We start from the raw sequence: 26,356 nt of genomic DNA on the forward strand, positions 1-26,356 counted from the left end.
GAACATCATCTATCGCACGGCCCGGATTGGGAACTGTTCGTGCTATCAAGTGTCATGGGAAACCTCGTAGTCGTTGGCAGCCTGAATATGGATATGGTCAGCACCGTGGACCGGATGCCCGCGCCCGGCGAGACGGTCACTGGCAGCGGCTTCTCCACCGTGCCCGGCGGCAAGGGTGCGAACCAGGCGGTCGCGGCCGCCCGGCTCGGCGCGAGTGTCTCGATGCTGGGGTGCGTCGGCTCCGACAGCTTTGGTGCCACGCTGCAGCAGGGCCTGCATGCCGAGGGCATCGATAACTCCGCGGTACAGGAGTGTCCGGGCTCGAGCGGAGTTGCAGCGATCACCGTAGCCGCGGATGGAAGCAACAGCATTGTCGTCTACCCCGGCGCGAATGCACTGCTCTCAAACGAGATTGTTGAAAGGGCAGCGTCCGCCATCCGTTCCGCAGCCATGGTCCTGGTGCAACTGGAGACGCCGATAGCCACCGTGGAGCGCCTCGCAGAGATCTGCGCTGATGCGGGGACGCCTCTGATGCTCGATCCTGCACCGGCGCAGACATTGTCGGCAGGACTGCTGCGAAGTACTACGTGGCTTACGCCGAACGAATCGGAGACGCGGACACTGCTTGGGATCGCTGAAGACCTGCCGGTGGACGAGGCTGCTCAGAGACTGCTTGCGCTGGGGCCGTGGAACGTTGCGCTGAAGGTTGGTGCGCGTGGGGTCTATCTTGCGGGCGCGGCTGTCGCGGGCACGCTGGTCTCCGCGCCGGTGGTCCAGGCCGTCGACACTACGGCTGCGGGTGACTGCTTCAATGCGGCCTTTGCCGTAGCGCTCAGCGAAGGGAAGGCGCCTGTTGAAGCAGCTCGCTTCGCATGCATGGCGGCATCTTTGTCTGCGACGAAGGCCGGAGCCCAGCCATCCATGCCGCTCCGGGAAGAGGTACTGCGGATCATGCGCGCTTAGTCTGCGACACGCATGCCGTCGGGCGCGGCCAGTGTGGCGTAGCTCAGCGCACCCAGCAGCGTTACGCTGGCGCAGACGACGAAGCCCAGCGTGAACGAGTGGGTGCGGTCGAAGAACCAGCCAGTAAGTACTGGCGCGGCGGATGCGATGACGAAGCTGGCGAAGTTCTGCAGGGCACTCATGGAGGCGACGAGGCGCGCGGGGCTGACCGTCTGCACATAGCCCCAGCCGCTGGTCCCGGCGAAGTGGATGAAGAAGAGCGCGAAGCTGATGCCTGCGATGGCCTCGGCGGTACTGCCTGCGCGTGAGACAAAGAACGTAGCCCCAGCGGAGACGATCATGCCGGTCACGAGCTGGATGCGATGCAGCGTGGTCAGCCGAACACCGCGCTTGGCCCACAGGTCTGCGGAGAAACCACTGCAGAGCATGCCCGCCGCCCCCGCGAGGAAGGGAATCGCGGCGAGCCAGCCGCTCTTCGCGAGGGACAGGTGCCGTTCCTGCTGCAGGTAGCCCGGGAGCCACGCGGTGTAAAGCCAGTTGGTGTAGTTGATGCCGCCAAAGCCCAGCATCATACCCCAGGCGGTGCGCTGCCGGATGAGCTCGGCAAAAGCACCGCGTTTCGCATGCGAGTGCGTTGTTCCCGGCTCATCCAAACGCGCTGAAGGCGCGTGACTTCCCAGCCCAGGGCGAAGCCCTGGGTTCGCATCCCCAACAAGGCCCGCGGGCTGAAGGCTCGCGACAAGATCTTCGCGGTAGGGCGTCGCCGCACGTGGCCGATGCAGCCACACCCACAGCGCGGAGACGACGAGCCCCGCTGCGCCGAGGATCATGAACATCACGCGCCAGCCGGTGCGGATCATCAGCAGGGTGAGCAGTGGCGGCGCGATCGCCAGCCCGAAGGTCTGCGAGCTGCTCATGATCGCGGTGGCGCGGCCTCGCGTGCGGTCGGTGAACCACTCGCGCACGCTGCGCACGCCTGCAGGGTAGAACGGCGCCTCACCCATGCCCAGCAGGATGCGGAAGACGATGAACATGGGAAAGCTGGTGACGAGGCCGGTGAGCAGTTGCGCGCCGCTCCAGATGGCGAGACCCGCGCCGAGAACGCTGCGCGTTCCCAGGCGGTCGAGCAGGCCGATCAGTGGTAGTTGCGAGAGGCCGTAGGCGAATGAAAACGCGCTGAGCAGCCAGCCCATCTCCGTGCCGGAGAGATGCAGCTCCGATCGCACCGTGGTGTTCGCGATGGAGAGCGAGGACCGGTCGAAGAAGTTGACCACGCCCGCGGCAAACAACAGCCCAAGCGTGATGGCCTGGTGCGCACGCAGGCTGCGTTCGTTGGTCGGTGTGGTGTGGTTCAGAGAGCCGCCTCGCCGCAGGTTTGCAGGCAGCCTGAGGCTATCGCACTGCGCGGTTTGCGTACAGCGTGCTCACGTAGCCCGCGCCAAAGCCATTGTCGATGTTGACTACCGTCACGTTGGGCGAGCAGCTGTTCAGCATGCCCAGCATCGCCGTCACACCGCCGAACGACGCTCCGTAGCCAACGCTCGTTGGCACTGCGATGACGGGCACTGCGACCAGGCCGCCGACGACCGAGGGCAACGCACCCTCCATGCCGGCGCAGACGATGACGGCATCTGCCGTGCGAATTGCAGGCAGATGCGCGAGCAGGCGATGCAGACCGGCGACGCCGACATCGGTGAAGCGCGAAACCTCTGCGCCGAAAAAGTCTGCGGTCAATGCTGCTTCTTCTGCGACCGGTAGATCGCTGGTGCCGGCACAGATCACGGCGACTCGGCCACCGGACTTCTTCGCGCCCGCGCCGCAGGTGATGCAGCGAGCGACCGGGTGATAGGTCGCCTCAGGCACCAACTCGCGTGTTGCTTCGAATGCCGCATCGTCTGCGCGAGTGGCCAGCGCGGGCGTGCCGTTCGCATGAATGCGCGCGAGGATCATTGCCGTCTGTTCGGCAGTCTTACCAGAGGCGAAGACCACCTCCGGCATGCCGCTGCGCAGGCTGCGGTGGTGGTCAACCTTGGCGAAGTCCAGGTCTTCGAAGGGGAGCGAGGCCAGCTTGTCGGCGACCTCGTCGGCAGAGCGCGTGCCCGCGCTTAGTTCGCCGAGAAGTTTGAGTAAAGCGTCACGCTGCATAGTTCTCTTTCTATCCAACAACAAAGCGGGTGCCCCATACATGCGCAGCTTCATCGCGCATGTGTGGGATCTCAAATTCGTGCCCGCGGAGAATCTGTATCCCGCACATCGCGTGGTGCGCGAGGTACGGGGCACCCGCTTCGTTATGCTGCATGAGTCTTCGTCCCTGCAACCAGGCTCGATACGGGCAGCAGGGCGTTCATGCTGCCGCTGCGATAGCCCTCGGTATCCAGCGTCACGTAGGTGAAGCCTGCGGCCTTCACGCGCTGGGTGATCTTTGCCATCATGTCCAGCGATAGTGCGGAGGCAAGCTCGCTGCGCTCAATCTCAACGCGTGCCAGGTCACCGTGGTGACGCACACGCAGTTGCCGAAAGCCGAGCGCGAGCAACGACTCTTCCGCTTCCTCGACCTGTCGCAGAGCCTCTGCGGTGACAGGCCGTCCGTATTCGAGACGCGACGATAAGCAGGCGGACGCAGGTCGATCCCAGACGGTCAGATTCGCAGCCTGCGCCAGCGCGCGAATCTCCTGCTTGCCCAAACCTGCATCGTTCAGCGGAGCGACTGCGTTGTGCTGCTCCGCGGCCTTCTGGCCGGGGCGAAAGTCTCCGCTGTCGTCGCGGTTTCGGCCGTAGGCCATGGCGGTAATGCCGGTCTCGCGCAGCACGCCTTCCATGGTCAGGAAGAGTTCATCCTTGCAATGAAAGCAGCGCGCGCCGTCGTTCTTTACGTACTCCGCGCGGTCCATCTCAGCGGTCTGCACCACGCGTAGTGGAATGCCATGGTCCTGCGCGAACTGCATGGCGAACTCAAGATGTGTGCGCGGCAGACTCGGCGAATCGGCAATAACCGCGAGCATGCGATCGCCCAGCACCTGGCAGGCCTCCCATGCGAGATATGCCGAGTCCACGCCGCCGCTGTACGCGACAGCGAGCCGGTCGTAGCGCCGCAGCTCCTGCTGGAGTGCCGTGCGGTGGAGTTCGAGTTGGCTGTTGTCGTGGGATGCCATAAATGTCCGCGTGCGGAAGGGCACAGCTTCAGCTGTGCCGCAAACCCGTCGTTATGTATCTAATTTGTTTCTCTGCCCGCAAAGCGGGCAGAGAAACAAATAAAAGTTAGAGGAATCGTTCTTTGGCACAGCTAAAGCTGTGCCCTTCCAATCAACGAGCAGTTCCGTATAGGACGCTGCTCGCGTCGATCAAACGACAAGCTAGACCACATCCCCTGCGGCAACCTGCTCACGCGACAGGTCCTTGCGTGATGGGTTGTCGAGCTTTTCCTTCGTGGACCACAGGCCGGCGGAGGGCGTGCTGATGTAAAAGACCTCTTCGCCGTCAGGCATGGTGTTCCAGCCTTCCTTCATTACGGCGGGATCGTAGCGCTTCGTCATCTCATGGATGTCCGCGTACTGGTACCCCACCTGCTCGATCTCTTCCTTCGTCAGGTGCCCGGGAGCGTAGGTGATGGTGAAGCGGCCTTCGCTGCTGCCGTGGATCAGGTGCGCCACGCCGTGCGGAATCTCCTGCATGTCGGCTTCTGTTTTGTAGAGAGCCAGCGTGCGCGGTGTTCCCTTGTAGCCGTACTTGCGGATCAGTGCATCCACTTCCGGCTGCTCGCCGAAGCGCTCGACGCCCGGCGCAAGGATCAGCAGTTCGCCTCCATCGGCGATCGCCATACGTGTGCGGTAGACGGCCTTGTTGGCTACCCATGTTGCGCGGAACTCGTCGGCCTGCATGACGGCGACAACCTTCTTCAGCGGCTTGTCGAAGAGTGTGATGTTCTGGTCGCGGCTTCGCTTGGCAGCCTGCAGATACGTGTCCAGATCGTCGCCGACGAAGATGCCGCTGGTGACCAGCTTGTTCTCCGCATCGCGCTGCATGACGATCTGCAGGTACACATCGGGCAGGTGCTTCAGGTGCTCGTCTTCGCTCCAGTTGTAGCAGGCGCGCAGCGGTGTCACCAGGCAGCCGAGATTGTTCTCAATGCCATAGACGGCGGCCGCAATGTGCGACGCGCAGATGGTGTCCTTGCCGCCCAGACCGATGTAGTAGTTCTTGTTGTGGTTCGCGAAGCCAAGCACTTCATGCGGCACCACGTGACCCACGTTGATGATCAGGTCCCACTGCTCATCCATGAGCTTGCTGTTCAGGTCGACGGGGATGTCCCAGTCCGCGGCGCCGTCCGTCGTCTCTTTCACGAGCGAGGCGGGGATGGTTGCGACGTGCGTGCAGCCGTTGCGCCAGTCGTGCGGGAAGATGCGCTCTTCGGGAATCGAGCCGAACATCCACTTGTTCTCGGCTTCGGTGTGCGGCACGTGCTGACCCAGCGTCGGAATCACCTCCACGTGCGCATCCGGCAGAGCGTTGTAGAGATATTCGGTGATCCATCCGCTGCCGCTGTGCGCGCGCGTCAGGTCAGGCGGCAGCAGCAGAACACGCTTCAGGTCCTTGTTGATACGCGTACGCGCTTCGCTCAATAGCTTGTCGCAGGCTTCCTTGATCTGCGCATCCGATACGTGCGGTGCTTCTACCTTGAACCAGGCCACTTGAATTTCCCTCAGCGGCCATGGGCCGCGCGTTCTGCGATTGATCTTGCGCCACGCTTCAGGCCGTGACGCCCCTCTGTAACTCACTTCTTGCATCGAGCTTCGTCGCTGCGAAATTCCCTGCCTGCCTTGATTCGCAAGGGCACGGCTCAAGCCGTGCCCTTACGATTCTTCGCAGCCAAGCACTTCGTGCTCGACTCCGGTGCTTCTACGTCTTGTTAGCCGATGAAGATCGGCTTGATGTGCCGGTCGAAAAGGTTCGTTGTCACGTTGCGCGCGACCACTGCCTCGTTCGCTTCCAGCGCATCGGTATAACGTGCGCCCATCTTTGCTGCAACCTTGAAGCCGACGTGCAGCAACTGGCGCAGGTCCGGATTGTACTGCTCGTCATTCTCGTCATGGCGCAGCGCGCGCACGTACTGCTCGCTCGTCCAGCCGTTGACGGTCTCAGGCGATGGCAGGTTTGCCGTCTTGATGTCGATGACGGTTGCGTACGGTGCGCAGAGTTCTTCGGAGTGCGCGAAGGCTTCGGCATAGACTTCCTTCGCCAGAGCGAGGGCATCACCGCCTGCTTCTGCCAGACCGATGAGCTCTTCCAGCCAGGTGGTGCCGGCAGTCTTTACGTGAACGCCAGCGCCCGTGTCCTTCAGTGCTTCGCGGATCGACTGGTAGATCGAGAACTTATCGGAACCCGAGTGAACGCTGAGCTTCAGGTTCGCGGGCAGGCCGTACTTGTCGATGGCGTAGGCGATCGTGGCCAGGTCCTCGCGGAACTCCTTGTCGAATTGCGGCACATCGCCCACGTAATCCACGCCCTTATTGAAGCGGCCGGTGAACTTGGGTGCAATGGTCTGGATCGGCAGCTTCTCATCGGCGATGGCGGCGAGGATGATGAGAAGCTCGGGCGGCGTCTGCGGTGCATCCGTCTCGTCCATACTGATCTCTGCGACGAAGTCCTCGTTGCCCTTCTTGTCCACGACCGCCTTGTAAATCTCCGCAGCGTGCTGCACGGCTGCCAAGAACTGCTTCGCGGTCTTCTCAACGAAGGCCTTGTCCAGTGAGAAGGGCTTGTCGATTCCGGGGATTGTGATCTCGCCGATCAACTCCGGATGACGCGCGACGAACTTGGCAATCTCCGCGTCATCGCTCTTCTGGCCGATGTTGTCCGCCACGTCGATGGTGAAGAAATCGCACGGCGCAACGAAGCGCTCGTAGGTCTTCAGGTTGATGTGATCGGCATCGAGGAAGTAAGGCTTGGTCCAGCCCAGTTCCTTCACAGCTGCATCCGCCGCGGATCGCGTACCGCTGGGTTCACTGCCAATGATCAGGTGCTCGCGATTGCTCTTGTTCCATACCGGCGCGACATCGGCGCCAGCCTCTGCACCCAGGATGCAGGCTTGTAACTGCGCCTTGGCCTGATGTGCAAAACGGTCGCCCATACCGAGCGAAAACTTGGGTAGCTGCATGTTCTTGGTGACTCCCTTACCTGTCCGCATAAAAACGTTTCGATAATAACCTTCCCAAGGAAGTTTTGTCTCCAGGGATCGCGCCTTTTCGGCAATTGCCAGCGATCCTGGGCCAACTCAGGGAGGTCAGGCGGAACCAGCTACTGGTTCACGCCACTCGCGAGGAATCCGCCATCGACAACGATCGTGTGCCCATTGGTAAACGATGCTGCGTCGCTCGCCAGGTAAATGGCCGCGCCCACAAGTTCTTCTGTTTTGCCAAACCGGTTCATCGGGGTGCGCATGCGCAGTTCCTGCCCGCGGGGCGAACCGTCCAGCAGCGCCGCATTCAACTCGGTACGGAAGACGCCGGGAGCAATGCCGTTCACGTTCACACCATGCTTCGACCACTCCACCGCAAGCGAACGGATCAGCGACAGCACGCCGGCCTTGCTGGCGGCATAGGCAGCAACTTCATTCAACGCCACGTAGCTGTTCAGCGACGCGATATTGATGATGCGGCCGTACTGCTGGTCGATCATGTGCTTGCCAAAGACCTGGCAGCAGCGGAGCATGCCGGTCAGGTTGGTATCGATGATGTCCGTCCACTCTTCTTCGGAGACGGTGAGCGTGGGCGTGCGCTTGATCTTGCCGGCGCAGTTCACGAGGATGTCGACTTTACCGAACTGCTCAACGCAGGCCGTCAGCAGGGCTTCAATCTGGTCGCGGTGCGTCTGGTCGGTGGGCTGGCGCAGGGTCTTGCGGCCGATTGCCTCGATCTCTGCGGCGACTTCGTTGACCTGCTCGACGCGGCGGCCAGTGCTCACAACATCTGCGCCGGCCTTCGCCAGACCAAGGCTCATGGCGCGGCCGATGCCGCTGGTGCCGCCGATCACGACCGCTACGCGGCCTTCCAAACTCAGGGGATGCTTCACTTGCTTATGCCTCCAGATTGACGCGCTGCAGACCACCCGCGAACAGGCGCAGGATGACCCAGGCGATCATGTAAACGCTGCCGGCCAGGACGAACAGCGACGTGTAGCTGCCGGTCAACTGCAGGATGTGTCCTGCTTCCAGCGACAGAAGAACGCCGCCAACCGATCCTGCCATGGCGGTGATGCCGGTGACGCTGCCCACCGCGCGCGGCGGAAAGATGTCAGAGACGGTGGTGTACATATTTGCCGACCAACCCTGGTGGCCCGAGACCGCAAGGCTCAAAACCAGGATGGAGCCGGTGATCGTCGTCATGTGGCTGGCGAAGAGCATGGGCAGCGAAAACAGGGCGCAGATAAACATCGACAACAGGCGCGCATTGCCCTCGCGCATGCCGCTCTTCACGAAGATCTTCGGGATCCATCCACCGGCGATGCCGCCCACGGCCGATGCGCCATAGATGATCATCAGCGGCGCACCCATGTGCGACAGGCCCAGGTGATATTGCGCATCCAGGAAGCCCGGCATCCAGAAGAGATAGAACCACCAGATGGAATCGGTCAGGAAGCGTGCGGCAGAGCACGCCCACGTCTGCTTGAACGCCAGCAGCTGCAACCAGCGGGGTTGTGCTCCGCCTTCGGTCGGCGCTTCTTCGTCGGACTGAATGTAGTGCAGCTCGGCGCGCGAAACTGTTTTGTGTGCAGCCGGTGTGCGGTAACTCGTGTACCACCAGATGATCCACGGCGCGCCCAGCAGGCCGGTCACCAGGAAAGCAGCATGCCAGCCGTAACGCAGCGTGATCCACGGCACGAAGAAGGGTGCCACCATGGCGCCGGTCGTGGTGCCCGCGTTGAAGAGACCCGTTGCGAACGAACGATCTTTTTTCGGGAACCAGTCAGCGACAGTCTTGATGGCAGCGGGGAAGTTGCCGGCCTCACCCAGGCCCAGCGCGAAGCGTGCGGTGGCAAAACCGAACGCCGTGGTCACAAGTGCGTGCGCCATGCCGGCCAGGCTCCAGATGCCCATGATCAGCGCATAGCCGAGGCGCGTACCCAGCTTGTCTACAAGTCTGCCGGCGGCGAGCAGTCCCAACGCATAGGCGACCTGGAAGCAGGCAATGATGTAGCCGTAGTTCTGCTCGGTCAGGCCGATGTCATGCATCAGCGTGGGCTTGAGGATGCCGATGACCTGGCGGTCCATGTAGTTGATGGTGGTGGCGACGAACAGCATCATGCACACCATCCACCGAACGTTGCTGGTGCGCGTCTCTAGATACGTATCGCGTGTCGATTCGAGGGTGCTCACAGCGCTCCGGGAAACTGCATGTTTGGCGTGCCGCACAGGCTTACATCGGAAGCCGTCGGCAGCATATATCAGGCCTGCCAGAAAGTCCCGTGAGCGTGAAGAGGTCCGACCACTGCCTTATAGATGTATTCCTCCGCTCATTCCACTGTCAACGCTGCGGCATGTCTTCCTTCCCTTTTTCGGCGGGTCTGTGCAGAATTGGCTGATATGCCCAGCCTCCAGATTGCAAGTACCGGGGAAGACCGCCAAATGACCATGCGCGTCGTCGAGCGGATTCGAACCCTGCTGGAAGACGGCACGTTACAGCCGGGCGACAAGCTGCCGCCGGAACGTGAATTCGCCAGGACGCTCGGTATCAGCCGCAGCAGCCTGCGCGCGGGGATCGGCTACCTGGCGGCCATGGGCCTCTTGCAGGTGCGGCATGGCGTTGGAGCGTTCCTGTCGGAGTCGCCGACCCAGTTCGGCGCAGCATCCCTGCCGTTTCTGGATGCGCTTCACGGGTACGAGATGGGGCAGCTCTTCGAAGCGCGCCGCGTGCTGGAGGGCCACCTGGCCGCGCTGGCCGCGGACCGCATCAGCGAGCGGCACCTGGCGCAGATGGCAGAAGAGCTTGAGGAGATGGACGCGACTGTCGATACGCCGCAGGACTATCTGATCCACGACGTCCGCTTTCATCGCATCATCGCGCAGGCCGCAGGAAACAGCATCCTCGCGGCCATCATGGAGAGCCTCACCGGCGCGCTGTATGCCGCTCGCCGCGCGAACGCCGAACAGACGGTTGATCTGGCACTCACCACCGCGCTGCACCGCGGGGTCTATCGCGCCATCCGGTCCGGCAACGCCCGCGCCGCGCGTGCTGCCATGGAGCGGCATTTGATGGAAGCGGAGGATGCCCAGAAAAAGGAAGCCACGGCGCCGGTGCGGATCAAGCCGGCAGTTGCTGCAAAAAAGACGGCGAAGACGACGCGGGCTCTGGCAAAGTCCAAAGAGCCTGCGAAGTAAGCCGTTGAGGCGTGAGAGTTGGGATGCGTAGTAGCCGGTAGCGTAAAGCCGGTTGAGCAGAAGCCGATTGCCCCATTCTTTCGCGATGAAGCTGCAAAAGAATGGGGCACCAAAACTCCTCGCGAATGGCGAGTGATCGGATCGCGCGTTACAACTTGTAAGCCGCTCGCACCAGGTTCACCGTCAGATCCTGCGCCAGGGTGAAGGCCTCGTCCTCATCCAGACGATGCTCCGCTACCAGCCGAGCCAGGAACGCGCAGTCCGTACGGCGAGCCACATCGTGCCGTGCCGGAATCGACAGGAAGGCGCGTGTGTCGTCGTTGAAGCCCACCGTGTTGTAGAAGCCGGCGGTTTCGGTCGCTGTCTCGCGGAAGCGCATCATGCCTTCGAAGCTGTCATGGAACCACCACGGCGGTCCCAGTCGCAGCGCGGGATAGTGACCCGCCAGAGGCGCCAGCTCGCGGCTGAACACGGTCTCGTCCAACGTGAACAGGATGATCGTCAGGTCACGCTCATTGCCCACGATGTCGAGCATGGGCTGCAGCGCGTGCACATAGTCCGTTGCCGTCGGGATGTCCGCGCCCATGTCGCGGCCGAACTTCTCGAAGATCTCGAAGTTATGGTTGCGCATGCTGCCCGGGTGGATCTGCATGACGAGGCCGTCTTCGACCGACATCTTCGCCATCTCCGTCAGCATCTGCGCGCGGAAGATCTCGGCGTCATCTTCGTCGGCATCGCCGTTCAAAATGGTGGCGAAGAGTGCCTCGCACTCCTCGTCATCCAGGTCGGCAGTGCGAGCGGTAGGATGGCCGTGATCGGTGGCCGTCGCGCCGAGGGACTTGAAGCGTTCTCGCTGCTTGCGCAGGGCGTTGAGATATCCCTTCCAGGAAGAGGTATCTTCATTGCTGATCTGGCCAAGCTTGTCGATGTTCTCGAGGAACCCTGCAAATTCAGGGTCGACCACGGAGTCCGGACGGAAGGTGGGAATGATGCGGCCCTTCCAGTCGCCTGCGCGCAGGGTCTGAATGTCCGTCAGAGGATCGGTGGCGGCATCGGTCGTCGCCAGCACTTCCATCTTGAAGCTTTCGAACAGCGCGCGTGGCCGGAACTCCGGCGTTGCCAGCTTCTCGCTGATGGTGTCGAAGTACAGGTCGGCGGTCTTTTCGCTCAGGCGCTCGGTCATGCCGAACTGCTCCTGGAAGGCGTAATCCAGCCACAGGCGCGACGGCGTGCCACGAAACAGGTAGTAGTGCTTGGCGAAGATATGCCAGACGGCGCGCGGATTCTCAATCACCGGCTTGCCGATCTCCAGCTCTTCCAGGCGCACGCCCTGGCTGTACAGCATGCGATGGACATAGTGGTCGGGCTGGATGAAGAGCTTCGCAGGATCGGGGAACGCCTCATTCGAGGTGAACCAGCCGGCATTCGTGTGACCATGCGGGCTGATGATCGGTAGGTTGCGCACCGTCGCATACAGCCGGCGTGCGATGTCGCGGGTAGTGGGGTCTGCCGGAAACAGCCGGTCATCGTGCAGCAGGGCCATTGGGTCGTCCTTCAAAACTGAGCATTCACTGCCACCGCAGGTCCGGTGGTCATACCACCATAAACCTCTGTGCCCCAGGTCCGCACAAACGCACTCCTGCGCACCGTTCGGGTGCCTCGGCCGTCCAGCCCCGCTCTCCCCTGTGTGTCGGCAAGCGCAAAGAAGCGATGCGTCGACACGTTGTATTCGCTCAGAGAGGTCGCGTGGACTTCGATCACCGTCTGGAGCACCCGCTGCCGCCAATAGTTAGGTAAACAACCTAAATTGGGAAACCCTTATCAGCAGCAGGGAAGAGTGGATGCGCGACTATCGCCCGGGCGTTTTGCAACCACGCACAATTATCTTTGACACGCCCATGGCGCAATGTTACGTTCGCATTACTCCAACATCTGAATCTCTCCAGCCCAAGGAAATACGGGCCTGGGAAACGATCTCCAGTGCTGGTCTCACCTGCTCCAAACGTGTCACTGCAGTCAGTTCTCTCTGATGTCCATGCCGTCTCGCCGAGGCGGCCCGCAGCGCAACGTCGTACGCCGTAGCAGTTGTTCCGTCTTCATCGTTTTTCGTTCTGACAGTCCAGCGTTCCCGCATGTGGTTCTTCCGCGCGCTTGCACCGTCGTCTCTTCGCAGAGATGGCATTCCGCGAGGCGGTAGCCCATTCGTGTTCCAGATTCGATTGATGTCGCGCGTGCACCCAGTGGCACAGTGTGTTCGCGGTTTTGTGCCTTGTTTCAGTTGTTCTTTTCAGGAGGCAGTAGATGAGATCTTCGTTCTCAGGGCTTCGGCTAGTACCAACGGCCGTCGCCGCTGTAGTGATGCTTGCAAGCGCCCCGGGCGCGCTTGCGCAAACGAATTACGGCTCCGTTCGTGGTCAGATCAAGGACGGAACGGGAGCCCATATCAAGGACGCGCAGGTAACGCTGACCAACCTTGATACGAAGGTCGAGCGTTCCTCGCATACCACCGACGCAGGCGACTACGTCTTCAGTGCGGTCGATCCCGGCAACTATCGCATTACCGTTGTGGACAAGGGCTTCAAGACCTACGAGGATAGCGGCCTTCGCGTGGAACTCGGTGCGACCACTACCATCGATGCTTCGCTGCAGATCGGCGCATCCGGAGAGACCGTCGAAGTGACTGCGGAGTCGCCACTGCTGGATACCGCAAGTGCCTCCGGTGGACAACTGTTCAGCGAACAGCAGATTCAGGACCTGCCGAATCTGGGGCGAAATCCATTCATCTTTGAAAAGTTCGACAGCGGCGTGGTCACCACAGGCGATCCGCGTTATGTTCGCGCGGAAGATCAGACGGGCCTCTCACAAGTTTCACTGGCCGGCGCTCCCATTGGGTCCAATAACTACGTCGTCGACGGCATTCCCATTTCGACATCGTCGGGTGGTGTCACCTTCATTCCCTCACCTGAGGCTGTGTCTGACGCCAAAGTGCAGGTGAATACCTACGATGCTGAGGCGGGCCGGACCGGTGGCGGTATCTTCAACACCTCGCTCAAGTCAGGTTCGACGCAATATCACGGTTCGCTTTACGGCGAGACGCGCCAGACACCCTGGTCTGCCAACCTATGGTTCAATCCGGCCAACGCGACCACCGGTCTTAAGGGCGCCACACTGGACAACACGACCTACCTGTACGCCGGCGCTTTCGGTGGTCCGTTGCCCTTTATGAAGAAGATCAAATGGCTGGATAACACCTTCTTCTGGGTGACAGAAGAAGGTTACCGACAGGCACAGCCGCTGACCGGTGCAACCACGGCATTCTTTCTGCCCACGGCGGCAGAACGCAACGGCGACTTCTCTGGCGACGGCATCACGCTGTATGACCCGACCCGGGGTAATCCCACGGGTTCCAACCGTGTGTGCCAGATTACTAGCGCCGGCGATTGCACCTCCGGCACAAAGAATGTGATCCCGACGTCGTATATCAATCCCATTGGGAAATACATTCTGAATCAGTTTCCGGCACCGCAGAGCAATATCGGATATGCCGCGGCGTTGGCCGGCCCGCAGAATAACTTCACCAACAACGTAACGTTCAAGACTCGTTCCGACATGTACAGCGGAAAGCTGAGCCACACCTTCGCTCCGTGGTGGACGGCATCCAGCTCCTATGTGCACCTGGCGACGCAGGAGCCCACGGGCGATACGATCGGTGTTCTCGTCTCGAGCCGTAATCAGAAGCTCCTGCGTTACAACGACGCGACGGCCCTGAACAACACCTTCACCATCAGCCCCACGCTGTTGCTGACGGTTGGATATGGCTTCAACCGCTATTACAGCGGCACGTTGCAGGGGTCTACCGGCTTCGACGCCACCAGCGGATTCGGCGGCTCGGGTTTCCCGTCTTCCCTGGTAAACCAGTTCCAATCGAAAACCTTTCCGTCCATCGGCATTTCGAACATCGGCATGGGGTCGATCGGCCTCGGCGCATCCAACAGCGGTCCCACAATCAACTTCTCACGCAACCTGGTTGTGGGCTTCACCAAGACGCTGAACAAGCACAATGTGAAGTTTGGTTATGTCTTCCGTGCGATGAGCGCATACAACCCCTCGACGGCCAATGGCGGCGGCACCTTCAACTTCACGGGCGCCTACTCCAACAAGACAGGTGGTACCGTGTCGGGACCGTATGCCTATGCGGACATCCTGATGGGCCTGCCTGCGACGGCAACAGCGCAGGTTACCGCCATCGCCAACAGCTTCGTCGAGAACTATCATGCGGTCTACCTGCAGGACGATGTCCGTCTGACCTCGAAGTTCACACTGAACGTCGGTGTGCGCTATGAGTACGAACTGGGCGAGAAGGAGCGCAATAACAACTTCAATGTCGGATTCGACCAGAACATCAGCTATGCGATCCCGGGCTCTGCCATTGGCACGGCAAAGGGTGGTCTTCGCTATGCCGGTCAAAACGGCGCTCCCACTCACTGCTGCAATCTGAGCCACGTGAAGTTTTCACCGCGCATCGGTATCGCATATCAGGTGCTGCCGAAGACAGTCTTTCACGCGGGGTTTGGTGTCTTCTACGCGCCTGTCGGCATCGTGAACCCAACGATCGGTTATGCGCAGACGACCAGCTACACGCCGGTCGACTTCGTCTCAGGCGCCGCAGCCGGCACGAAGGTAGGCTCGGCGGCGTACCTGTCAACACCGTTCCCGACCGGTCTCATCACGCCATCGGGCAACAGCCTCGGACCGCTCACAAGCCTGGGGAGCTCGCTCGCCACGCTGCAGGACTTCGCTCGCCGCTTTCCATTCGTCCAGCAATACTCGGCGGACATTCAACAGGAATTGCCGGCCGGCTTCGTCTTCAAGTTGAGTTACGTTGGCGCTCACTCCCGCAACATCGCAAACTCCTACAACATTGACCAGGCATCGGCTTCGCAGCTTTCCGCCGCCAAGGTTGCTGGAACGGACCTGACAACGACCGTGACCAATCCTTACTACGTGGCCTCGGTCGCTTCTGGCGGAACCAACTACGCCACATCCCTGACCCCAACCGTCCGGCGCGCCCAGCTTTTGCTGCCCTTCCCACAGTTCACCGGTGTCACCGTCAACGGCTCCAACGGCTACTCGAACTACAATTCGATGGCCGTCAAGGTGCAGAAGCGGATGTCGCACGGCGTCACGCTTCTTAGCACCTACACCTGGGCTGCCAACTGGGACAATCTGTGGAGCGCTTCCTCGCAGATCTATTCGGCTGGCGGACCTCAGGATGTTTTTAACCCGAAGGCGGAATACTCCCGCGCGCTCAGCTCTGTACCCAACCGCTTCACCGCAGCCATCTCGTACGAGTTGCCGTTCGGTCGCGGCAAACTAATTGGTAGCCACGTGAACCGTCTGGTGGACGAGGCCATCAACGGCTGGCAGATCAACGACGAGTGGATCATGCAGAACGGCGTGCCGCTGCCCATCTCGCAGACCAACATGAACAGCGATCGCGGCGTCACGGGCTTCGGTGGTGCGACACAGCGTCCGAACCTGGTGGGCGATGCGCATGATGCCTGCCGCAGCGGAAGTCCTCAGGGTCGCCTGGGCAACACGGCCTATGGCGTGCTGCCCAAGTACCTGAACGCGAATGCCTTCTCAGCCGCGCAACCCTTCACCTTCGGTACGGCGCCACGCTTGTTGCCCTGCCGCGGACCGGGTATCAACACCTCGGACGTATCGATCAACAAGTCATTCTCCATTGGGGAACACGTAAAAGCTCAATTCCGTGCTGAGGCGTTGAACGCCTTCAACACACCACAATTCGACGCGCCGAATACCGTGCTGATCGTGAGTCAGAACGGCATCAATGCAGCACCGACCGTTACAGGCGGTAATACGGGTGCCACCCAATTGGGAAACATCACGAACACGGTAGGTTTCGCACGCATCATCCAGTTGGGCGGAAAGATCACCTTCTAAGCCCTCAGAAGCAACACCTCCACAGGGTCCCGCGATCTGCGGGGCCCCTTTTTTTTGCGCCCAAAGAGTGACTCCATCGAGCGGCCTCTCGCCACGAGAAGGCCGCTCGATGTGCTTCCCGGCAGACACGGGAAAGATCTCATCGGCGGTCTCGAGCGCATGACTGCGGGAACGGATGGGGCGGCGAGCAACATCGCGCCTGACACGTCGGGCACATTTTGCAGAGCAAAACCAGCGCCCGTGAACGGACTTTCACAACTTATTTCGCAGTACGAAATGAATCGTTATTGTGAAGCCGCAAAGTGCGTATCGCATTGCACAACAGCAGGTTACGCGTGGTGCCGACCGGAAAATAACTGTTTCTTTTCAATTTTTCCGTGTGATATAAGGCCCGCCGTCGAGAAGATCCCACGAAATGCGCGTTGAACGTTCCAACCGGAACATCTGCGGGCGCGGGAGGGGACCGGAAGCGACGGGTCTGTACCGGTGCGAAGTGAAACGTCTCAAAACTTTCCCGCCCCGGGTTGCGAAAGCGGGTTCATGAAAGTCCGCGAGCAGCAAAAATTTGGAGGCACAACGATGTTGGAAATCACTCAGCACCAACGCGCGAAACGGACCGGCGGCCATGCCGTGAGTCCTTCGCCATCACACGAGACCGCTTCATCGTGGAGTTCCGCTGTTCGGAGCACGGCGCGCCGCAGCTCTCTGGCTCTCCTCCTGGCTGCATTGCCCCTTGCAGCAGTCGGTGTCCTGTCGCCTGCGGCTTACGGCCAGGCCAGCTCCAGTTCCGACGCTGCCGGCAAGGTCACGGACATCACCGGCGCGGTTGTGCCTGGAGCCACCGTCCACGTCATCAACAACGGTACGAAGGCCGAACGTACGACCCAGACCAACGGTTCCGGCGAATGGTCCGTTCCAAACATCCCACCTGCAAACTACTCGGTACGTGTGGAGAAGCAGGGCTTCAAGACCTCCACGATTCCATCGCTCGATGTGCAGATCGGTCAGACCGCGAATGGCTCCATGACGCTGCAGGTAGGTGGGTCGACGGAGACCGTTGAAGTGAGCACGCTGCCGCCACAGTTGCAGACGCAGGAAGCGACAGTTGGACAGGTCATCGATCAGAAGCAGATCAACGATCTTCCATTGAATGGCCGTAACGTCCTCCAGCTTGCGACCCTCGCCCCGGGCGTTTCACCACCACAGACTGGACAGACAGGCGCACCGGCGCAGACCGGCACCGCCTCCAACTCTCGCAACCTTTACATCACAGTCGACGGTGGCCGCGGTAACTCCACGAACTACGTGCTCGACGGAACGTATGTTCGCTCGGTTCGCTTCAACAACATGTCCCTGTTGCCGAACACCGACACCCTGCAGGAGTTCAACCTGCTTCGCTCGACCTTCTCAACCGAATATGGCCAGGGGCAGGCGGTTGTCTCGATGGTGACGAAGTCCGGTACGAACAGCCTTCACGGGTCTGGTTACTTGTTTGCGCGTAACGGCATCTTTGACGCCCGGAATTACTTCGCACCTCCTTCTACGGGCCCCAAGCCGGACTTCCATCGTTACCAGTTTGGTGGCACCTTTGGCGGTCCCATCATCAAGGACAAGCTCTTTATCTTTGGTGGTTATGAAGGCCAGCGGTCGTCGCGATCCACGGTCAACCAGGCATTGTTCCCGACGCAGAACGAGCTGAACGGCACATGGGATGCGACCAGCAGCCAGGCGCTGCCGTCTACACCGTCGCAGCAGTACCGCACGCCGATTGGTTACAGCAAGACCAACCCTGCCGGCTTAACTGTGACAAACTCGGTGGCACGGGCACTCAACCCGACGTATCCGGTTTTGACCAGCGACGCTGCCACCATCAATGGGGCTAACAACTATGCCCTGATCCTGCCGTTCACGGATAATTATGACTCGTACACCGTTCGCGGCGATGTGACGCTCACCTCCAAGCACTCCATGTTTGGCCGCTACGCCAACTACAATGCAAGCCAGGTAACGCCCACTGCAACGGGCAGCTCCACCTCAAACCCGCTGCTTGGTCGTAATGCTGTGCTGGGCGACACCTATCTCATCACTTCCAAGCTGGTGAACGAGGTCCGTCTTGGTTGGAATGAGTTCTACAACATCACGCTTGGCGTGCTGCAGAACTCCAGCACCAACTGGGCAGCCGTGGAAGGCCTCAGCAATGTGACAGCACTGAGCAGCCCACGGCAGAACGGTCGCGCTGGATACACGATTGCTGGATTTGGTAATGTAGGCGACGGCTCAGGTGACCAGGGCGGCCATGAAAACATCCTGAGTGTTGGTGACACGCTCTCCGACGTACTCGGCAAGCACACACTCAAGGTGGGCTTCCAGGGCCAGAATCGCCGACTGTGGCAGATTGCCGATAACAACTCTCGAGGGATTGCGACCTTCGATAACTGCACCCCGGCGACCTATGCGGCAGGCTACACGCCGACTGGTCCGAATGATCCAACCAACGTGACCTCAGTGGGCAACTGCCCTGTTGGAACGAAGACTTACGTTGTGAACGGAACGACTTACTTCTACAACAAGTTCCAAAACTACGCGCGAGGCATGTGCACCTCGGGCTGCAACGGCAACGCGGGCACAACCCTTGGCCACTATCGCGATAACACCTACGGTGCCTTCATCTCGGACACCTGGAACATCGGCCATGGCCTGACTGCCAACCTTGGTTTGCGTTGGGAGTACAACCAGCCTTTCCACGAGCAGAATCAGCTCGAGGGATCGCTTGATCCAGGTACGGGCCTCATTACCTTTACAAAAATACCGGCGGTCATCCCCGCTTCGTATCGTCCCTATATTGACTTCAGCCGCACTTATCAGCCGGGTATCATCCAGCCCTTCAAGAAGGGTTTCATGCCCCGCGTTGGTCTGGCGTATGAGGTACATCCCGGAACCGTCGTTCGCGCCGGCTATGGCATTTACTTCGACAACCTGAATACAAACGAACTGCAGTTCACCCGCTACGCTGCGCCGCTGTATTACCAGCAGTCGTTCAACAACCAGTTCGTTAACGGCGGCACTTACTTTAACAACGGCGTGCCGGTCAACCAGCCTTCGTTGTATCCGGATCCAACCACGTCCACGACCCTGCCCGCTCCGTTCTCCATCTTCCCGTTCAACAAGCAGCCGTTGACGCAGGAATGGAATGTCAGCCTGCAGCAGGATCTGGGGCATGGCGTCATTATGGAAATGGCTTACACGGGTAGCAACACGCACCACATGTGGAAGCGCTACGACCAGAACATGTACATCCAGTACCCGTTCCAGATCGCTTCGAATCTGACGACACGCCCGTTCGCGCAATTTGGTCCTGGCATCCTTACCAGCTCCACGTTAGGCTCCGCGAACTTCAACGGCGGTTCGATCAAACTCGAACAGCGGACGAAGAACGGTCTGTACTACCTGGGCAGCTACCAGTGGTCGAAGAACCTGGACAACATCTCGGGTGAGGCGGGTGCAAACGATTCGTCTTACGCGACGACGACGTCGTTCGATCACTCCTATTCCAACTTCGATGTCCGCAATCGTGCGGTCATCTCGGGTGGATACGAACTGCCGATGGGCAAGGGACACAAGATGTTCAGTGGCCCGGTTGGTACAGCGCTGGCCGGTGGCTGGAGCCTGCAGCCGGCGGTTCAATTGCGCACGGGGTATCCATTCAACATCGCTGGTTCAGGCTGTGCCTTCGCGAACTTCATCGCCTGCCGCGTCTACCTCGCTCCCGGCCGTACGGTTGCGAGTTCCTACAAGGCCAACCGTGGGATCAGCAACTGGTTCGACCCCACGGCCTATTCGCAGTCACCAACGGTGGCAACCTTCACCGGTACTCCCGGTGCCTATGTCTCCGCAGCCCGTCCCATCCCGAACCTTCAGGGTTGGGTGACGCGTAACACCGGTCGTGGCCCTGGCACTGTTTCGTTCGACCTCTCGGGCATCAAGAACTTCCGGATCCATGAGCGGTTCAACATGCAGTTCCGTGCTGAGGCGTACAACATCATCAACCACGGTATCTTTAACAATCCCTCGGGTGCTCTTGGCACGCCAACAGCGGTGGGCAGAATCACTGGAACCTCGTTGGATAACCGCAGCCTGCAGTTCGCCATCAAGGGGACCTTCTAACCAAAGTTGAACCCGCACCAAAGGTCGAAGAGCACGTTCGACTCTGCCGTGAAGAAGCCTGACGAACCCCGATCATGGGGCCGTCAGGCTTTCTTGTTTCGCATCATGCGACGGCTCCACTTCTGCAGCCTCAGTGTCGTATCGCATGTCGAAACGTTTCAATACTGGGAAAATCTGTTACTTCACTCCGCAGTGACTTCAAGTCTGCGGAACGCCGTCGTGCGTGTGCGGATTGATGCGTCTCAAAAAACGGGACAGTTGCTCATGCCACTTTTTACGCCGGTTTTCAACGATTGCTTGCTTATGGCATAATCCTCCGTCGCTGAGATCTTGCATTGCAATACCGCGAAAGAATGAATCGTCTCAATGATGATTCGGCAGTCGCGCAAGATCGAAATTCGGCGCCTCGCCTGCCTGCACACGAGCCGGAAACTACCGGGTTCGCCCTGCAATACAGGCGGTGTAGGTAAGGCTTCACATGAGGACGATTTTGGAGGCAACACCGATGTTTAAGAAACAAGCTCTCTCTCCCGGGAGTGCATGGCATGCAGCGGTACGCACCGCGCGCCGTTCATCCCTGGCAATCCTGATGGCTGCGGTGCCAGTTCTGGCACTCAACGTCGCAACCCCGTCCGCCTACGGCCAGGCCAGCTCCAGTTCAGACGCAGCCGGCAAGGTTACTGACCAGACCGGCGCCACCGTTCCCGGCGCTACGGTTCACCTGATTAACAACGGCACGAAGGCTGAGCGCACAGCCATCACCAATGATCAGGGTGACTGGTCCATTGCCAACATCCCGCCCTCCAGCTACACCATTCGCGTCGAGAAGGCCGGCTTCAAAACCTCTGTCATTCCCGCGATCGACGTCGAGATCGGCAAGAGCGCCAACGGCTCGGTGGTTCTCGCCGTCGGCGGTACAGACGAGACGGTAGAAGTCTCTACGCTGCCGCCCCAGTTGCAGACGCAGGAAGCTACCGTCGGCCAGGTCATCGATCAGAAGCAGATCAACGATCTGCCGCTGAACGGCCGTAACGTTCTCCAGCTGGCAACGCTGGCGCCGGGTGTTTCGCCCGCACAGCAAAACCAGACCGGAAATCCTTGCGCCGCCTGCGGATCCCGCTCGCTGTACATCACCGTTGATGGTGGTCGCGCCAGCTCGACGAACTACGTTCTTGACGGCACCTACATCCGCTCGGTCCGCTTCAACACGCTCTCGCTGGTTCCCAACACCGACACGCTGCAGGAGTTCAACCTGCTGCGATCGACCTTCTCCACGGAGTACGGTCAGGGCCAGGCTGTCGTTTCGATGGTGACTAAATCGGGTACGAACCAGATCCACGGATCGGGTTACGAGTTTGCCCGTAATGCCATCTTCGACGCGCGCAACTACTTCGCGACCTACGCCAGCAACCCCACGAAGCCTGACTTCAAGCGTCACCAGTTCGGTGGCACCCTCGGCTTCCCCATCATCAAGGACAAGCTGTTCGTCTTCGGTGGTTATGAGGGGCTGCGCTCGTCGCGTGACACCGTGCTGCTCGGTCTCTTCCCCACGAAGAACCAGCTGAATGGCGGCAACACGCCGACCGCAGCACCGACTGTTGCGCTGACCAGCCGCGCAGCCATCGCACTGAACCCCACGTATCCCACGGTGGCCAGCGATACGGGCACCATCGCCGGTGGTAATAACTACACCTTCACCGCGCCGTTCACGGATAACTACAACCAGTACACGGTCCGTGGCGACTGGACGGTCTCGCAGAAGAGCACGATCTTTGGCCGTTACATTAACTACGACTCCAGCCAGATCACACCGCTGGTCAACGGCAGCAGCAATTCAAACCCTCTGCTGGGACGCAACGCCGTGCTCGGCAACACCTACGTCATCGGCAGCAAGATCGTGAATGAAGTTCGTGTCGGTTGGAACGAGTTCTACAACATCACGCTCGGCGTGCTGCAGAGCCAGGGGCCCAATGGCAACTGGGCAGTCGCGGAAGGTCTCAGCAACCTGACCGCAGCGAACAGTCCGCGTCAGAACGGCCGCGCCGCATTCACCATCAATGGCTTCACCAACGTCGGCGACGGTGGTGGTGACCAGGGCGGTCACGAAAACATCCTCAGCGCCGGCGACTCCATCTCGGACGTTCTGGGCAAGCACACGCTCAAGGCCGGCTTCCAGTTTCAGAACCGCCGTCTTTGGCAGATCGCGGACAACAATGCTCGCGGCGCAGCAACCTTCGACAACTGCAGCGCCACCGTTTGCGATGCCGCGAACAAGACCAACCCTGTCACCGGCACCTTTTACACGAAGTTCGAAAACTACGCCCGCGGTTATTGCACCTCTTCGTGCAATGGCAACACGGGCACCACGCTGGGTCACTACCGCGACAACACGTACGGTGCCTTCATCAACGACACATGGCAGGTTGGTCACGGTCTGACCGTCAACGCCGGCATGCGTTGGGAGTACAACTCGCCCTTCGTGGAGCAGAACGGCCAGGAAGGCTCGCTTGATCCGACCACCGGCCTGATCACCTTCAGCAAGATCCCGACGAACATCCCCGCAGCGTACCGTCCGTACATCGACTTCTCGCGGACCTACCAGCCCGGCATCGTCAATCCGCAGAAGAAGGGCTTCATGCCCCGCCTCGGAATTGCCTACCAGCCGAACTCCGGCACGGTTATCCGCGCCGGTTACGGTATCTACCTCGAGAACCTGAACACCAACGAGCTGCAGTTCACGCGTTACGCAGCTCCGTTGTACTTCCAGCAGGCATTCAGCAATGTCTTCACCAACAATCTTTTCCCGGACCCGCTCACCGCAACGCAGATTCCGTCGCCCTTCTCCATCCGTCCGGACAATGGTCGGCCGCTGACGCAGGAGTGGAACCTGAGCCTGCAGCAGGACCTGGGTCACGGCCTGCTTGTGGAATTCGCTTACACCGGCAGCAACACGCACAAGCTCTGGAAGCGTTATGACCAGAACCAGTGCATCCAGTACCCCTTTGTCCTGCCCACGAATCCCACCGTCTGCACACGTCCTTACACACAGTTCGGCCAGGGCATCCTGACCAGCACAACGTTTGGCGCTTCCAATTTCAACGGCGGTTCCGTCAAGGTTGAGAAGCGTGCCAAGAACGGTCTCTTCATCCTTGGCAGCTACCAGTGGTCGAAGAACCTGGATAACAGCTCGGGTGAGGCCGGTTCCAACGACTCGTCCTTCGCTACCAACACGGCCTTCGATCACTCGTACTCGAACTTCGACGTTCGCAATCGCGCAGCTATCTCCGGCGGTTATGAACTGCCCTTCGGTAAGGGCAAGGCGTTCGCGCAGGGCAAGATCGGTACGGCTCTACTCGGCGGTTGGACACTTCAGCCCGCTGTACAGCTCCGCACGGGTTACCCCTTCAGCATCAACGCTTCCGGTTGCAACTTTGCGGGCAATATCTCCTGCCGCGTTTGGCTTGCGCCCGGTCGTACCGTGGCCAGCTCCTTCAAAAAGAACCCCTCGCCCTTCAACTGGTTCGATGCAACGGCATATTCGGGTTCCCCGGTCGCCGCGACCGTCACCCGCAACGCCGACGGTACCTACAACTCCTCAGCACGCGCTTTTCCCATCGTTCAGGGTTGGGTAACGCGTAACACGGGTCGTGGTCCTGGTACGGCACAGGTCGACTTCTCCGCCATCAAGAACTTCCGGATCCACGAGCGCTTCAACACGCAGTTCCGTGCGGAAGCCTACAACATCATCAACCGCGGTATCTTCTCCACACCCGCTAACAACATCAACACGCCTGCCACACTCGGCAAGGTACAGAGCACCTCGGCTGATAACCGCAGCATCCAGCTCGCTGTGAAGGTGTTGTTCTAACGCTACAAACCAAGGATGGCGCGGAGATCAGCCCGCGCCTCCATCGTGTCAAAGCAAAGAGGCAGGGAATACGCGAAGGCGTGGTTCCTGCCTCTTCTGCTTGCCGATTCATTGCTGCCGGGCGCGCCACTATATTGGCGCCTCATTCATGCGCGCTTTTTGCGCATGTGTGGGATTGTTGGTTCACGGATCCCGCACATGGCTTTGCCACGTATGGGGCACCCGATCTTGCGTGGTTCGATAGGTCGGCGCTTATCGCGCGTTTGGAAGCAGGCCGATCTCGACGAGCACCGGTGGCCGGCGCAGCTTTGTGGCCTGCTCGTAGGCGTAGGCCCAGCCGAGCAGATCGCCGTCGCGCCATGGGCGTGCGCTGATCTCCAGGCCGAAGGGCAAACCACTGTCGTAAAACCCGGCTGGCACAACCACCGCAGGCACGCCAATGCGGTTCACCCAACCGGTGTTGCTGTGCGGGCCGCTGCTGAGTTGGCCGTTCTGCGGCATGGTTTCATCGGGTGGCGGCATCTGCGCACTAGGGTAGACCAGCCCGTCCAGGCGCAGACGATCAAGCGCTGCCGTGTATTCGGTAAGTGCGGTGCGTTGCGGCGTGAAGTAGTTCGTGTCAGCATTCGGGTCGCCCTTGAGTGCAACCTGTGGTGTGGGCGGACGCGGTGGTGTAGTGGGTGGTGCGTTGGGATTCGGTACGCCCGTTATGGTCGCAGGCAGTAGTGATCCGATAGCCTTTTCGTAGGCTGAGGCGGAGCGATACTCTGCCGGTCCAAACGTCGAAAGCCAGCCATTGGTACCGTCGAGCCGGTAGGCGGTCGTGGTGATCTTGCGGATGTCCTGCGCGAAGGTGTCGGGCAGCAGCGTGTCATCGATCACGACTTCAGCACCTGCTGCACGCAGTTGGTCGATGGCCTTCATCAGCATGGCGCGCGTCTCCGGCTGCATGCCGTTGTTGGGCCGCGCGGGCTGGCTGACACCGAAGCCCGTGTTGCCGGCAAGGATGAAGGCCGGAACACCGAAGCGCTTGCCTTTGAGCGCGTCCTTCTTCAGATAAGGAAGATAGGGGCCGAGCTGTGCAGAGTCTGCTCCGGTGGTGCGACCTTCACCAACAGTGCGGAAGTCGGGGGGATCGGCGGGCGATTTTCCGCCGCTCATGACATCGAGTGCAATCGCTGCGTCCGTCACGTTGCGTGCGATAGGGCCGGTGTTGTCCAGCAGCCAGTCCAACGGCGCAATCCCGGCGATGCTGGTGAGGCCGCGCGTCGGCAGCACGCCAACGACAGAGCTCGTGCCGGCAGGCATGCGGATGCTGTTGGCGGTATCGGTTCCCGTGCCGAGCATGGCGAAGTTACTGGTTACCGCGGTTACGGTTCCGCCGCTGGATCCACCGGGTGAGAAGCGCACATCGTATGCGTTGCCGGTGCGGCCGAAGGCAGTGGAGCGATTCGTATCGCTGGCGGCAAAGTCCGGCATGTTGGTGATGCCGAGGATCACGGCTCCCGCAGCGCGGAGTCGGGCGACCACAGTCGCGTCCTTATCCGCGACAAACTGATGACCGGGGAGGGCGAAGCCCTGCCAGCCGTCCGTGTCGATCAGGCCCTTCACCGCGCTGTTGGCCTTGATCACAACGGGTACGCCCCACAGTGGCTTCGTCGCATCGGGCTTGCCCGCGTCAAGAGCCTTCGCCGTTGCCAGCGCCCCCGCTGTGTCCACCGTCTGCACCGCCCGGTAGATGCCGTTATAGCGAGCGATGCGGCCCATGTACCAGCGGGTCACCTGCTCCACGGTGTACTTGCGCTTTGCATACAGCGCCTGCAGATGCGGGGTGTCGATCTCCAGCAGATCAGCGTCCATCTTTGCCTGCTGTGTCGCGGGCAGGATGGGAAGATTCGCGGGAACCGGGATGGGTGCCTGCGCGGAAAGCGACGGGACAAGACTCACCGCAACAAGTGCAAGCAGGGTCAGGCGCATGGAGGCTCCGGATCGGAAGGATGCATCCGTTGTAGCACGAGCCT

14 protein-coding genes are annotated in these 26,356 nt (G+C 60.5%); 5 read left to right on the forward strand and 9 right to left on the reverse strand.

The genetic code is table 11. The features are described from left to right. The first annotated feature begins 54 nt into the window (after positions 1-54). Complete coding sequence (gene rbsK, locus BLW03_RS11270; protein WP_074654112.1) at positions 55-963, forward strand: ribokinase; 909 nt, start codon at positions 55-57, stop codon at positions 961-963. On the opposite strand, the gene BLW03_RS11275 is transcribed toward rbsK, so the two are convergent. The 7 genes from BLW03_RS11275 to BLW03_RS11305 form a co-directional block, all read right to left on the reverse strand. Continuing rightward, the gene (locus tag BLW03_RS11275; RefSeq protein ID WP_244502052.1) at positions 960-2,252 is read right to left on the reverse strand and encodes an MFS transporter; all 1,293 of its coding nucleotides are present in this window, start codon (positions 2,250-2,252) and stop codon (positions 960-962) included. The two genes, rbsK and BLW03_RS11275, sit on opposite strands and share 4 nt — an antisense overlap. Positions 2,253-2,355: 103 nt before the next feature. Further along, positions 2,356-3,108, reverse strand: a complete 753-nt coding sequence (gene larB, locus BLW03_RS11280) for a nickel pincer cofactor biosynthesis protein LarB (protein ID WP_074654116.1) — start codon at positions 3,106-3,108, stop codon at positions 2,356-2,358. Positions 3,109-3,251: 143 nt separating this feature from the next. Then, on the reverse strand, positions 3,252-4,115 hold the full coding sequence (gene larE, locus BLW03_RS11285) for an ATP-dependent sacrificial sulfur transferase LarE (protein WP_074654118.1): 864 nt from the start codon (positions 4,113-4,115) through the stop codon (positions 3,252-3,254). Between the two features lie 201 nt (positions 4,116-4,316). After that, positions 4,317-5,651 carry a nickel-dependent putative hexonate epimerase gene (locus BLW03_RS11290; protein ID WP_074654119.1) on the reverse strand — a complete coding sequence of 445 codons (1,335 nt, stop codon included), beginning with the start codon at positions 5,649-5,651 and terminating at the stop codon, positions 4,317-4,319. A gap of 218 nt (positions 5,652-5,869) precedes the next feature. Next, positions 5,870-7,117: a tagaturonate epimerase family protein gene (locus BLW03_RS11295; RefSeq protein WP_074655952.1), complete on the reverse strand. Its 1,248-nt coding sequence runs from the start codon at positions 7,115-7,117 to the stop codon at positions 5,870-5,872. A 140-nt stretch (positions 7,118-7,257) separates the two neighbouring features. Then, complete coding sequence (locus BLW03_RS11300; protein ID WP_074654121.1) at positions 7,258-8,031, reverse strand: SDR family NAD(P)-dependent oxidoreductase; 774 nt, start codon at positions 8,029-8,031, stop codon at positions 7,258-7,260. Positions 8,032-8,035: 4 nt separating this feature from the next. Then, positions 8,036-9,334, reverse strand: coding sequence for an MFS transporter (locus tag BLW03_RS11305; RefSeq protein WP_074654124.1), 1,299 nt, complete (start codon positions 9,332-9,334; stop codon positions 8,036-8,038). 207 nt (positions 9,335-9,541) lie between these two features. Between BLW03_RS11305 and BLW03_RS11310 the strand changes: the two genes are divergently transcribed. Beyond that, complete coding sequence (locus BLW03_RS11310; protein WP_074654125.1) at positions 9,542-10,336, forward strand: FadR/GntR family transcriptional regulator; 795 nt, start codon at positions 9,542-9,544, stop codon at positions 10,334-10,336. Between the two features lie 148 nt (positions 10,337-10,484). Here the strand turns inward: BLW03_RS11310 and uxaC are convergent, their stop codons facing one another. Next, a complete protein-coding gene (uxaC, locus tag BLW03_RS11315; RefSeq protein WP_074654127.1) occupies positions 10,485-11,879 on the reverse strand; it encodes a glucuronate isomerase in 1,395 nt (464 codons plus the stop codon). 758 nt (positions 11,880-12,637) lie between these two features. On the opposite strand from uxaC, the gene BLW03_RS11320 reads away from it, so the two are divergent. From BLW03_RS11320 to BLW03_RS11330, 3 genes are all read left to right on the forward strand, one after another. Continuing rightward, a complete protein-coding gene (locus tag BLW03_RS11320; protein WP_074654130.1) occupies positions 12,638-16,303 on the forward strand; it encodes a TonB-dependent receptor in 3,666 nt (1,221 codons plus the stop codon). 726 nt (positions 16,304-17,029) lie between these two features. After that, positions 17,030-20,467 carry a TonB-dependent receptor gene (locus BLW03_RS11325; protein WP_244502053.1) on the forward strand — a complete coding sequence of 1,146 codons (3,438 nt, stop codon included), beginning with the start codon at positions 17,030-17,032 and terminating at the stop codon, positions 20,465-20,467. Between the two features lie 505 nt (positions 20,468-20,972). Further along, positions 20,973-24,335, forward strand: a complete 3,363-nt coding sequence (locus tag BLW03_RS11330; RefSeq protein ID WP_074654132.1) for a TonB-dependent receptor — start codon at positions 20,973-20,975, stop codon at positions 24,333-24,335. A gap of 252 nt (positions 24,336-24,587) precedes the next feature. Here BLW03_RS11330 and BLW03_RS11335 read toward each other — a convergent pair whose 3' ends face one another. Further along, the gene (locus BLW03_RS11335; protein ID WP_074654134.1) at positions 24,588-26,312 is read right to left on the reverse strand and encodes an amidase; all 1,725 of its coding nucleotides are present in this window, start codon (positions 26,310-26,312) and stop codon (positions 24,588-24,590) included. Positions 26,313-26,356: the final 44 nt, after the last annotated feature.

It is taken from the genome of Terriglobus roseus (assembly GCF_900105625.1).
Lineage (GTDB): Bacteria > Acidobacteriota > Terriglobia > Terriglobales > Acidobacteriaceae > Terriglobus > Terriglobus roseus_B.